11 protein-coding genes are annotated in these 11,482 nt (G+C 60.3%); 9 read left to right on the forward strand and 2 right to left on the reverse strand.

Annotated elements, in window-relative coordinates; all coding sequences use genetic code 11:
• Nucleotides 1-90 precede the first annotated feature (90 nt).
• The 5 genes from C9422_RS23375 to C9422_RS23400 all read left to right on the forward strand — a co-directional run bounded on the left by C9422_RS23375 (nt 91) and on the right by C9422_RS23400 (nt 4,497).
• Nucleotides 91-978 (forward strand): 3-keto-5-aminohexanoate cleavage protein, encoded by an 888-nt coding sequence (locus C9422_RS23375; protein WP_007975497.1) that lies wholly within the window; start codon nt 91-93, stop codon nt 976-978.
• 128 nt (nt 979-1,106) lie between these two features.
• Nucleotides 1,107-2,072, forward strand: coding sequence for an L-carnitine dehydrogenase (locus C9422_RS23380; protein WP_095964145.1), 966 nt, complete (start codon nt 1,107-1,109; stop codon nt 2,070-2,072).
• 164 nt (nt 2,073-2,236) lie between these two features.
• A complete protein-coding gene (locus tag C9422_RS23385) occupies nt 2,237-2,713 on the forward strand; it encodes a thioesterase family protein (protein ID WP_102700687.1) in 477 nt (158 codons plus the stop codon).
• Nucleotides 2,714-2,726: 13 nt separating this feature from the next.
• Entirely contained in the window at nt 2,727-3,890 is a 1,164-nt protein-coding gene (locus C9422_RS23390; protein WP_116582305.1) for a gamma-butyrobetaine dioxygenase, read from the forward strand.
• A 343-nt stretch (nt 3,891-4,233) separates the two neighbouring features.
• Nucleotides 4,234-4,497, forward strand: coding sequence for a hypothetical protein (locus C9422_RS23400; RefSeq protein ID WP_103396701.1), 264 nt, complete (start codon nt 4,234-4,236; stop codon nt 4,495-4,497).
• Nucleotides 4,498-4,571: 74 nt separating this feature from the next.
• On the opposite strand, the gene C9422_RS23405 is transcribed toward C9422_RS23400, so the two are convergent.
• Nucleotides 4,572-5,675 (reverse strand): GlxA family transcriptional regulator, encoded by a 1,104-nt coding sequence (locus C9422_RS23405; protein WP_007975492.1) that lies wholly within the window; start codon nt 5,673-5,675, stop codon nt 4,572-4,574.
• Nucleotides 5,676-6,213: 538 nt separating this feature from the next.
• Nucleotides 6,214-7,590 carry an L-serine ammonia-lyase gene (locus C9422_RS23410; RefSeq protein ID WP_116582307.1) on the reverse strand — a complete coding sequence of 459 codons (1,377 nt, stop codon included), beginning with the start codon at nt 7,588-7,590 and terminating at the stop codon, nt 6,214-6,216.
• A gap of 435 nt (nt 7,591-8,025) precedes the next feature.
• Between C9422_RS23410 and C9422_RS23415 the strand changes: the two genes are divergently transcribed.
• The 4 genes from C9422_RS23415 to C9422_RS32075 form a co-directional block, all read left to right on the forward strand.
• Nucleotides 8,026-8,976 carry a choline ABC transporter substrate-binding protein gene (locus tag C9422_RS23415; protein ID WP_116582308.1) on the forward strand — a complete coding sequence of 317 codons (951 nt, stop codon included), beginning with the start codon at nt 8,026-8,028 and terminating at the stop codon, nt 8,974-8,976.
• Nucleotides 8,977-9,053: 77 nt separating this feature from the next.
• The gene (gene choW, locus C9422_RS23420) at nt 9,054-9,899 is read left to right on the forward strand and encodes a choline ABC transporter permease subunit (protein WP_116582309.1); all 846 of its coding nucleotides are present in this window, start codon (nt 9,054-9,056) and stop codon (nt 9,897-9,899) included.
• The gene (gene choV, locus C9422_RS23425; RefSeq protein ID WP_116582310.1) at nt 9,896-11,074 is read left to right on the forward strand and encodes a choline ABC transporter ATP-binding protein; all 1,179 of its coding nucleotides are present in this window, start codon (nt 9,896-9,898) and stop codon (nt 11,072-11,074) included. The genes choW and choV overlap by 4 nt, the downstream gene beginning before the upstream one ends.
• Before the next feature lie 8 nt (nt 11,075-11,082).
• On the forward strand, nt 11,083-11,482 hold a 400-nt coding region (locus C9422_RS32075; RefSeq protein ID WP_133249030.1), incomplete at its 3' end, for a hypothetical protein.

Here is an 11,482-nt window from a genome sequence, read left to right on the forward strand (position 1 = left end):
AACCCACCACCGTCTCGCAGCCCCAAGGGGCTGCGAACGGGACCAGCACGCCTGACCAAAACCAAAAACTCGCCTGTAAGGAACCGCCAAATGAACCACGACGTCATCATCACCTGCGCACTCACCGGTGCTGGCGACACGACCAGCAAGAGCCCACACGTGCCGGTCACCCCAAAACAGATCGCGGCTGCCGCCGTGGAGGCCGCCAAGGCCGGTGCCACCGTGGTTCACTGCCATGTGCGCGACCCGCAAACCGGCAAGTTCAGCCGTGATGTGGCGCTGTACCGCGAGGTGATGGAGCGTATCCGCGAGGCGGACGTGGACATCATCGTAAACCTCACTGCCGGCATGGGCGGCGACCTGGAAATCGGTGCCGGCGAAAATCCGATGGAATTCGGCCCGAACACCGATCTGGTCGGCCCGCTGACCCGCCTGGCCCACGTCGAAGAACTGCTGCCGGAAATCTGCACCCTCGATTGCGGCACCCTGAACTTCGGTGACGGCGACACCATCTACGTCTCCACCCCGGCCCAGCTGCGCGCTGGCGCCAAACGCATTCAAGAGCTGGGCGTGAAGGCCGAGCTGGAAATCTTCGACACCGGCCACCTGTGGTTCGCCAAGCAGATGATCAAGGAAGGCCTGCTCGACAACCCATTGTTCCAGCTGTGCCTGGGCATCCCATGGGGCGCGCCGGCGGACACCACCACCATGAAGGCCATGGTCGACAACCTGCCCGCCGACGCGGTCTGGGCCGGCTTCGGTATCGGTCGCATGCAGATGCCGATGGCGGCACAAGCGGTGTTGCTCGGCGGCAACGTGCGAGTCGGACTGGAAGACAACCTGTGGCTGGACAAGGGCGTGCTGGCGACCAACGGCCAACTGGTCGAACGCGCCACGGAAATCCTCAGCCGCCTCGGTGCCCGCGTGCTCACCCCCGCTGAAGGCCGCAAAAAGATGGGCCTGACCCAGCGCGGCTAACTCCATACACCCCCCTGTAGGAGCTGCCGAAGGCTGCGATCTTTTGATGTTGCTCGCAAAAACAAGATCAAAAGATCGCAGCCTTCGGCAGCTCCTACAGGGGTCACCGAATCTTTCAGGAAATTGCCATGAGCTTTATTACCGAAATCAAAACCTTCGCCGCCCTGGGCAGCGGTGTCATCGGCAGCGGCTGGGTGTCCCGCGCCCTCGCCCATGGCCTGGACGTCGTGGCCTGGGACCCGGCGCCAGGCGCTGAAGCAGCCCTGCGCAAACGCGTCGCCAACGCCTGGGGCGCACTGGAGAAACAAGGACTGGCGCCGGGTGCATCGCAGGATCGCCTGCGTTTTGTCGCGACCATCGAAGAATGCGTTCGCGACGCTGACTTCATCCAGGAAAGTGCCCCGGAACGCCTTGAGCTGAAACTGGACCTGCACAGCAAAATCAGCGCGGCGGCCAAGCCCAATGCGTTGATCGGCTCCAGCACCTCCGGCCTGCTGCCGAGCGAGTTCTACGAGAGTGCCACGCACCCGGAGCGCTGCGTGGTCGGTCACCCGTTCAACCCGGTTTACCTGCTGCCGCTGGTCGAAGTGGTTGGCGGTAAAAACACCGCGCCCGAAGCCGTGCAAGCGGCGATGAAAGTCTATGAGTCTCTAGGCATGCGCCCGTTGCACGTGCGCAAGGAAGTGCCGGGGTTCATCGCTGATCGCCTGCTCGAAGCGCTGTGGCGTGAGGCGCTGCACCTGGTCAACGACGGCGTGGCGACTACCGGTGAAATCGACGATGCGATCCGTTTCGGCGCAGGCTTGCGCTGGTCGTTCATGGGCACCTTCCTGACCTACACCCTGGCCGGTGGTGATGCCGGTATGCGTCACTTCATGGCGCAGTTCGGCCCGGCGTTGCAGTTGCCGTGGACTTACCTGCCAGCCCCGGAACTGACCGACAAACTGATCGACGACGTGGTCGATGGCACCAGCGATCAACTGGGTAAACACAGCATTTCGGCACTGGAGCGCTATCGTGATGACTGCCTGCTGGCAGTGCTGGAGGCGGTGAAGACCACCAAAGAGAAGCATGGGATGGCCTTCAGCGAGTAAGCCCAGGCTGTGGGGCCAGCAGCACTGGCCCCATCGCGAGCAAGCTCGCTCCCACAGGGGATCTGCTGAGTGACATAGATTGTATTCACACTGCAAATCACTGTGGGAGCGAGCTTGCTCGCGATAGCGGCAGTCCAGTCACCACACAAATTGGATCAGAAACCATGCCCACCCTCACCACCTACCAAACCACCATCATCCCCGACTGGGTCGACTACAACGGCCACCTGCGCGACGCCTTCTACCTGCTGATTTTCAGCTACGCCACCGATGCCCTGATGGATCGCCTGGGCCTGGACAGCAACAGCCGGGAAGCCAGCGGCAACTCGTTGTTCACCCTCGAGCTGCACCTCAACTACCTGCACGAAGTGAAACTCGACGCCCAAGTCGAAGTGCACACCCAGATCATTGCCCACGACAGCAAACGCCTGCACCTCTATCACAGCCTGCATCTGGTCGGTGATGACAAGGAACTCGCCGGTAATGAACAGATGCTGCTGCACGTGGATCTCGCCGGACCGCGTTCAGCCCCGTTCAGCGAACAATCCTTGAATCGGCTGCAAGCCATCGTCGCCGAACAGGCGGACCTGCCAACGCCCGGGTACATTGGCCGAGTGATCGCATTACCCCCAAAAAAATAACAAGGAGATCGCCATGAACACCGCCGCTGCATTTGCCGACTTTCGTACCTATCCGTTGATCAGCGCGCTGACTGGCGTGCAAACACTGGCGGACCGGGTTCTGGTGAAGTGGGCCGACGATCGCGTCAGCCCTTTCCATCATCAATGGCTGCGGGATAACTGCCCGTGCCCACAATGCGTCTACACCGTGACCCGCGAGCAAGTGCTGGAAATCGTCGATGTGGCTCAAGACCTGATGCCTGGCGCCGTACACCTCGACACCGATGGTTGCCTGTCGGTGGATTGGCAGGATGGCCACGCCAGCCGCTTCGATCCCGGCTGGCTGCGCGCCCACGCCTATGACGATGAATCCCGCGCCGAACGTCTGGCACGCAAGCCCAAAGCCAGGCTCTGGCACAGCGATTTGCAGTTGCCGGTGTTCGAATATCAAGCCCTGATGAACGACCCGCAGGCGTTGCTGCAATGGCTGCTGGCGGTTCGTGATGTCGGCCTGACCCAGGTTCGTGGCGTGCCCACCGAGCCCGGCTCGCTGAAGCTGATCGCGCAACGGATTTCCTTCATCCGCGAAAGCAATTTCGGCGTGCTGTTCAACGTGCAATCGAAGGCCGATGCCGACAGCAACGCCTACACCGCCTTCAACCTGCCGCTGCACAGCGATTTGCCGACCCGGGAGTTGCAACCGGGGCTGCAATTCCTGCATTGCCTGGTCAATGACGCCGAGGGCGGCGAAAGCATTTTTGTCGACGGTTTTGCCATCGCCGATGCGCTGCGCCGAGAAGACCCGGAGTCATTCAAAAGCCTTTGCGAAATTCCCGTGGAGTTTCGCAACAAGGACCGCCACAGCGACTACCGCCGCCTCGCGCCGATCATTGCCCTGGATACGTTGGGGCAGGTATCGGAAATCCGCATGGCGAACTTTCTGCGCGGACCGTTCGACACCTCGGTGGAACAGATGCCCAAGCTCTATCACGCCTACCGGCGCTTTATCGCGATGACGCGCGAACCCCGGTTCCGCTTGATGCAGCGGCTCAGTCCCGGTGAGCTGTGGTGCTTCGACAACCGCCGCACCCTGCACGCCCGCAACGCCTTCGACCCCGCCACCGGGGCGCGGCATTTCCAGGGTTGCTACGTCGACCGGGATGAGTTGTTGTCGCGGATTCTGGTGTTGCAGCGTTAAGTCTCTAAAAGATCGCAGCCTTCGGCAGCTCCTACAGGTGAAACACGATCCATGTAGGAGCTGCCGAAGGTTGCGATCCTTTGCTTTTCAACCGGCAAAAAAAGCCCCGATCAAGCCGTGACAGGATCGAGGCAGAGGGTACTGTTGAGGAGCCGCCGTGCGAGGGTGACCAAACCTTCGTGAAGCGAGCTGAGCCCAGTGTGCCCACTCCTGCCCACGGCAAGTTAGTCGAAAACGACCTGTTCATAGCCATTGCGGCCATTGCGACAATTCGCCCTTGCCGCTACTGCGTGGCCCTACCAGAATCGAGCCACGACACCGTTCCCTGAAGAAGGATTGCGTCATGATGCACGCCGATTTGATAGACCAGGAAGACCTGTTGGGCCAGCTCAAGTCATTGGGGTTTCAAGTGCCGAACGGCGCCACGGCCGAGCAGGCTTGCGAGTGCGCGGTACGAGGTTTGAACAATGAACGGGCGATAGTGCTGCGCACCATGGTCAAGCAGATGTACACCAGCAGCGCGACGATCCTGCCAGCGGTGCGTCAGGCGATCGACAAGCAGTTGTTGCCAGCGTTGGCGGAGTATCAGCAAAGCCACCGCACCTGAAAGCAAAAGATCGCAGCCTTCGGCAGTTCCTGTAGGAGCTGCCGAAGGCTGCGATCTTTTAAAGGCGCCTCGGTTTAAAGCCTTACACTGGCAAACGTCGACTCATTACGCGCCTGGCTCAGCGCCGACAACGGCCCGGACAACGGCGACAGCACCAAGGCTTGCGGCAACGGCATCATCGCCACTTGCTGGGTAGTGTTGGAGCCTACACGCTCGTCACGCGGCGGAATGCCGAAGTATTCGCGGTAGCACTTGGAGAAGTGCGGCGTGGACACAAAACCGCACACCGACGCCACTTCGATGATCGACATCGGCGTTTGCTTGAGCAGTTGCCGGGCGCGGATCAGGCGCAGCTTGAGGTAGTAACGCGACGGCGAGCAGTGCAGGTATTTCTGGAACAGGCGCTCGAGCTGACGACGGGATACCGCGACATAGACGGCCAGTTCGTCGAGATCGATTGGCTCTTCGAGGTTGGCTTCCATCAGCGCAACGATTTCCTGCAGTTTTGGCTGATTCGTGCCGAGCATGTGCTTGAGCGGCACACGCTGGTGATCCTGCTCGTTGCGGATGCGCTCGTAGACGAACATTTCCGAAATGGCCGCCGACAGTTCACGGCCGTGATCGCGGCTGATCAGGTGCAGCATCATGTCCAGCGGCGCGGTGCCGCCGGAGCTGGTGAAACGGTTACGGTCGAGGGTGAACAGGCGAGTGCTCATGGCCACCCGCGGGAAAGCTTCCTGCATGGCGGCCAGGCATTCCCAGTGCACGCTGCAATCGAAGCCGTCGAGCAGGCCGGCGCAGGCCAGGGCCCAGCTGCCGGTGCACACCGCGCCAAGGCGGCGGGACTGGCGAGCCTGGCTTTGCAGCCATGACACGTGTTCACGGGTCACAGTGCGCTGGATGCCGATACCGCCGCAGACGATGACAGTGTCCATTGGCGGGGCTTTGTGCATGGAGGCGTCGGGGGTGATCTGCAGGCCGTCACTGGCCCAGACCTGGCCGCCATCGACGGTGAGAGTAGTCCACCGATACAGTTCGCGACCGGACAACTGGTTGGCCATGCGCAGGGGTTCCACTGCGGAGGCCAGAGAAATCAGCGTGAAATTGTCCAGCAGCAGAAAGCCGATGGATTGAGGCGCACGGTTCTGGGGTTGGGCCCCGGAGTTGAACGTCGTCATCGCGGTATCTCCTCACACAAAGCGGGTGATGGCCTCAGGCGGAGGCTCTTTTTATTGCCATCGTTCTCGCGTGGGAGACGGGCTTTGTAATGACAGAGCAATTGCCATGCCTATTTTTGAATGTGCGTTCAATAACTCCTAAAAACGACGTCGGAATGTGTCTATATATGTCTTGCAAGGCGTGGGGATTTAAATGGCCATCAGGACTGGCAAGCGCCCCGGCTCACGAGCGGTGAGCAATTCGGTAGCACTTGTGGGAACGGCGTTGCGCCGCACTGGAAAGGAGTGTCACCGCAGGCACAGGTGACGAGCGGTCGAGGGCTGGTTGGCCCTCGATAAGTGGCAAGACAATTTATCTGTGAGCGACGCGCTAAAAGGAGGCGCGTTTTAATCCGGGTGTTCACTTAGCGCGCAGTTTTGACTGGTCTGGCGCTATCGCGAGCAAGCTCGCTCCCACAGGGATCAAGGTGAACACAATTCTTGTGACCGACGCAAAACCTGTGGGAGCGAGCTTGCTCGCGATGGGGTCGACGCGGTGTCAACACTCCACAGCACTCACCGCCAACCCGCCCCGCGATGTCTCCTTGTATTTGTCATGCATGTCGGCACCGGTATCGCGCATGGTGCGGATCACCCGGTCCAGCGAAATAAAGTGCTGGCCATCGCCCCGCAACGCCATCTGCGCGGCGTTGATCGCCTTCACCGCAGCAATCGCGTTGCGCTCGATGCACGGCACCTGGACCAGCCCACCCACCGGGTCGCAGGTCAGGCCGAGGTTGTGTTCAAGACCGATCTCCGCCGCGTTGCACAGTTGCTCTGGCGTGGCGCCAAGGATTTCCGCCAGCCCGGCGGCCGCCATGGCGCAGGCCGAACCGACTTCGCCCTGGCAACCGACCTCGGCACCAGAGATCGAGGCGTTCTTCTTGCACAGGATGCCCACCGCCGCCGCACCGAGGAAGTAGTCGACGACATTGGCGTCGGTCACGGCCTCGCTGAACTTCATGAAATAGTGCAGCACCGCTGGAATGATCCCCGCCGCGCCATTGGTCGGTGCCGTGACCATGCGCCCGCCGGCGGCGTTTTCTTCGTTGACCGCCAGGGCGAACAGGTTGACCCACTCCATGGCGCTCAAGGTCGAGCCGATCACGTTGGGCTTATTCAGTTCCTGTAGGCTGCGATGCAGCTTGGCCGCGCGGCGGCGCACGTTCAGCCCGCCGGGCAGGATGCCTTCGTGTTTCAGGCCCTGCTCGACACAATCCTGCATGGCGCGCCAGAGCTTCATCAGGCCGCTGCGGATTTCCTCTTCGCTGCGCCAGACTTTCTCGTTGGCCATCATTAATTCCGCCACGCGCAGGTTGTGCTTCTTGCACAGCTGCAACAGCTCGGCGGCGCTGGAAAAGTCATAAGGAAGTACGGTGCGATCCAGATCCACGACACCGCTGGAGGCTTGCGCCTCATCGACGACAAAACCGCCGCCGACCGAATAGTAGGTGTCGCGATGCAGTTCGCCGTCTTCGCCTTCGACAACCAGGGTCATGGCGTTGGGGTGGAACGGCAGGTTTTCGTCGATCAGGCGCATGTCACGAGCCCAGACGAACGGCACCGACAGGCGACCGTCGAGCAACAGCGTATGGGTTTCGCGCAGGGCCTGGATACGGATGCCGATTTGCGACGGATCGATCGCATCCGGCCACTCGCCCATCAGGCCCATGATCACCGCGTTGTCGCTGCCGTGGCCGATGCCCGTGGCCGACAACGAGCCAAACAGCTGGACTTCGACACGCCGCACCTGTTCCAGCAGCCCCCGCTCGCGCAAGCCCTGCACAAACAACGCCGCTGCCCGCATGGGCCCCACGGTGTGCGAACTGGAAGGGCCGATGCCGATTTTGAACAAGTCGAAAACACTGATAGCCATGACTGACGAACTCCTGAATGGGCCCACTGCGCACGCCAAAGCGCGCGGTGACGGAGCTGCTACGCTGAAGCTGCAATCCGCCGAGATGAGCGCATCATCAAGCTTTTATCCTGTTGTTCGACGTCTCTAACCGACGCACTCATGCCCACCAACGCCGCGTGTCTTTTACGCCGTGTTTTCGCCGTTTTTTTGCGGTTCAGAGGGGAAAAAAGGGCTGAAAAAATCTGTAAACGACGTCACCGACACTGGATGCGACCATCCCTGTACTGGATACGACGCGCCCTGTAGGCGTCAGATTTTCACTGGTACATGATCATATCGACTCGATTGCAAGGCGCCGTGGTAGAGCTGTCTCCAGAACGCCATCCAACCGCAACCTATAAGTGCGGTGGTCCAGTCGGAACACTGCCAAAAAAAACACCAAGGAGTCCATCCATGAAAGGTTCCCCGTCGTTGTTGTTGGCCGCCATGCTTAGTCTGCCGGTTCTGGCGCAAGCCGCAGAACCGGCGCAGTGCAATACCGTAAACTTCTCCGATGTCGGCTGGACCGACATCACCGCGACAACCGCGACCACCAGCGTCGTGCTCAACGCCCTCGGCTACAAGACCAAGACCACCATGATTTCCGTGCCCGTGACCTACAAGTCGCTGGCCGACGGCAAGAACATGGACGTGTTCCTGGGGAACTGGATGCCGACCATGGAAAACGACATCAAGGCCTACCGCGATGCCGGCACCGTGGAAACCGTGCGTACCAACCTCAAGGGCGCCAAGTACACCCTCGCCGTCCCTCAAGCGCTGTACGACAAGGGGCTGCATGACTTCGCCGACATCGCCAAATTCAAGAAAGAGCTCGACGGCAAGATCTACGGCATCGAGCCTGGCAACGACGGTAACCGCCTGATCCAGTCGATGATCGACAAGAACGCCTTCGGCCTCAAGGACGCGGGCTTCAAGGTCGTCGAGTCCAGCGAAGCCGGCATGCTGTCGCAGGTCGACCGTGCGCAGAAACGCGACACCGCCGTGGTGTTCCTGGGCTGGGCGCCGCACCCGATGAACAAGCGCTTCAAGATTCAATACCTGACCGGCGGCGACGATTTCTTCGGCCCCGACTTTGGCGCCGCCACTGTGGCGACCAACACCCGCAAGGGCTACGCCGAGGAATGCAGCAACGTCGGTCAGTTGCTGAAAAACCTGGAGTTCACGGTCGACATGGAAAGCGAACTGATGGGCAACATCCTGGACGACAAGATGAAGCCTGACGCGGCCGCCAAGGCCTGGCTTAAAAAGAATCCACAGGTGCTCGATACCTGGCTCGCTGGCGTGACCACCACTGACGGTAAACCTGGCCTGGAAGCCGTGAAAGCCAAGCTCAACCAGCCTTGAATTAGAGAGCATCGCTTATGCCGGACGGCGCAAGCCGTCCGGGCTGTTTATTTCCTTGCATGCGGACGTTCACTACCATGCTGATTGATCAGAAAATCCCTTTAGGCCAGTACATCGCGGGCTTCGTTGAATGGCTGACGCAACACGGCGCCAGCACCTTCGACGCAATCGCCGTGACACTGGAAACGATGATCCACGGCGTGACGTTTGCGCTGACCTGGTTCAACCCGCTGGTACTGATCGGCCTGATCGCGCTACTGGCACACTTCATTCAACGCAAATGGGGCCTGACCGCGTTTGTCGTTGCCTCCTTTCTGCTGATCCTCAATCTGGGGTACTGGCAGGAAACCATGGAAACCCTCGCCCAGGTGTTGTTCGCCACCCTGGTCTGCGTGGTCATCGGCGTGCCCCTGGGCATCGTCGCCGCGCACAAGCCGATGTTCTATACTTTAATGCGTCCGGTACTCGATCTGATGCAGACCGTACCGACCTTCGTGTACCTCATTCCTACCCTGACCCTCTTTGGTCTGGGTGTGGTCCCGGGCCTGATTTCGACGGTGGTGTTCGCGATTGCCGCGCCCATTCGCCTGACCTACCTGGGTATCCGCGATGTTCCGGAAGAACTGATGGACGCCGGCAAGGCCTTTGGCTGCTCTCGGCGTCAACTGCTCTCGCGAATCGAACTGCCACACGCCATGCCAAGCATCGCGGCAGGCATCACCCAGTGCATCATGCTGTCTCTTTCGATGGTGGTGATCGCGGCACTGGTGGGCGCCGATGGTTTGGGCAAACCGGTGGTCAACGCACTGAACACTGCTGATATCGCCCTGGGCTTCGAAGCAGGCCTGGCGATCGTACTGCTGGCGATCATGCTCGACCGTATCTGCAAACAACCCGACGCCAAGGTAGGGGGTGACGCATGAGCATTATTCGCTTCGAGAACGTTGACGTTATCTTCTCCAAAGATCCACGCGAGGCGCTCAAGCTGCTGGATCAGGGCATGACCCGCAACGAGATCCTGAAAAAGACCGGGCAGATCGTCGGTGTTGAAAAAGCCAGCCTGGATATCGAAAAAGGTGAAATCTGCGTACTGATGGGCCTGTCCGGCTCCGGCAAGTCCAGCCTGCTGCGCTGCATCAACGGCCTGAACACCGTCAGCCGTGGCAAGTTGTTCGTCGAGCATGAAGGCAAACAGATCGACATCGCCTCCTGCAGCCCGGCCGAGCTGAAAATGATGCGTACCAAACGCATCGCGATGGTGTTCCAGAAGTTCGCCCTGATGCCTTGGCTGACCGTTCGCGAGAACATCAGCTTTGGCCTGGAAATGCAGGGTCGGCCCGAGAAGGAACGACGCAAACTGGTGGACGACAAGCTGGAGTTGGTGGGCCTGACCCAGTGGCGCAACAAGAAACCCAACGAGCTGTCCGGTGGTATGCAGCAACGTGTGGGCCTGGCCCGCGCCCTGGCGATGGACGCCGACATCCTGCTGATGGACGAACCGTTCTCGGCACTCGACCCGCTGATCCGCCAGGGTCTGCAGGACGAACTGCTGGAACTGCAACGCAAGCTGAGCAAGACCATCGTGTTCGTAAGCCACGACCTCGACGAAGCCCTGAAACTGGGCTCCCGTATCGCGATCATGAAAGACGGCCGGATCATCCAGTACAGCAAACCGGAAGAGATCGTCCTCAACCCGGCGGACGACTACGTGCGGACCTTCGTGGCCCACACCAACCCGCTGAACGTACTGTGCGGCCGCAGCCTGATGCGCACCCTGGACAACTGCAAACGCATCAATGGTTCGGTGTGCCTGGATCCAGGCGGTGATTCGTGGCTGGACCTGGCCGAAGGCAACACCATCAAGGGCGCTCGCCAGAACGGGTCTGCGCTGGACTTGCAGAACTGGATACCGGGTCAGGCCGTTGAAGGCCTGGGTCGTCGACCCACCCTGGTGGACTCGAACATCGGCATGCGCGATGCGCTGCAGATTCGTTATCAGACCGGCAACAAGCTGGTGCTGCATGACAACAACAAGGTGGTGGGGATTCTGGGCGACAGCGAGCTGTATCACGCACTGCTCGGCAAGAACCTGGGGTAAGGCAACAGATGCAAAAACGCCGCGAGAGAATCGCGGCGTTTTTGTTTGAAGATCAAAAGATCGCAGCCTTCGGCAGCTCCTACAGGGGGTCGCGTTCCAATGTAGGAGCTGCCGAAGGCTGCGATCTTTTGAAGCTGGACGCGGTATCACTGAAACACCGCGCCCCTCACAACTCAGCTGTAAACCCGACCAAGGAGCTGCCGATGGCTTTCAAACTGATCGAGCACGGCACGGGTGATCTGATCCTGGGTGAAACCCAGATGCAAAAACGCCGCGAGAGGATCGCGGCGTTTTTGTTTGAAGATCAAAAGATCGCAGCCTTCGGCAGCTCCTACAGGGGGTCGCGTTCCAATGTAGGAGCTGCCGAAGGCTGCGATCTTTTGAAGCTGGACGCGGTATCACTGAAAC

Origin of the sequence: Pseudomonas sp. B1(2018) (genome assembly GCF_003097365.1) — a bacterium.
GTDB classification, from domain to species: Bacteria; Pseudomonadota; Gammaproteobacteria; order Pseudomonadales; family Pseudomonadaceae; genus Aquipseudomonas; species Aquipseudomonas laurylsulfatiphila.

Excerpts from the sequence above, each read along its gene's own strand:
- C9422_RS23405 (WP_007975492.1), bottom strand. The coding sequence starts at position 5,675 with ATGACGACGTTCAACTCCGGGGCCCAACCCCAGAACCGTGCGCCTCAA.
- choW (WP_116582309.1), top strand. The coding sequence starts at position 9,054 with ATGCTGATTGATCAGAAAATCCCTTTAGGCCAGTACATCGCGGGCTTC.
- choV (WP_116582310.1), top strand. The coding sequence starts at position 9,896 with ATGAGCATTATTCGCTTCGAGAACGTTGACGTTATCTTCTCCAAAGAT.
- C9422_RS23400 (WP_103396701.1), top strand. The coding sequence starts at position 4,234 with ATGATGCACGCCGATTTGATAGACCAGGAAGACCTGTTGGGCCAGCTC.
- C9422_RS23380 (WP_095964145.1), top strand. The coding sequence starts at position 1,107 with ATGAGCTTTATTACCGAAATCAAAACCTTCGCCGCCCTGGGCAGCGGT.
- C9422_RS23410 (WP_116582307.1), bottom strand. The coding sequence starts at position 7,590 with ATGGCTATCAGTGTTTTCGACTTGTTCAAAATCGGCATCGGCCCTTCC.
- C9422_RS23375 (WP_007975497.1), top strand. The coding sequence starts at position 91 with ATGAACCACGACGTCATCATCACCTGCGCACTCACCGGTGCTGGCGAC.
- C9422_RS23390 (WP_116582305.1), top strand. The coding sequence starts at position 2,727 with ATGAACACCGCCGCTGCATTTGCCGACTTTCGTACCTATCCGTTGATC.
- C9422_RS23415 (WP_116582308.1), top strand. The coding sequence starts at position 8,026 with ATGAAAGGTTCCCCGTCGTTGTTGTTGGCCGCCATGCTTAGTCTGCCG.
- C9422_RS23385 (WP_102700687.1), top strand. The coding sequence starts at position 2,237 with ATGCCCACCCTCACCACCTACCAAACCACCATCATCCCCGACTGGGTC.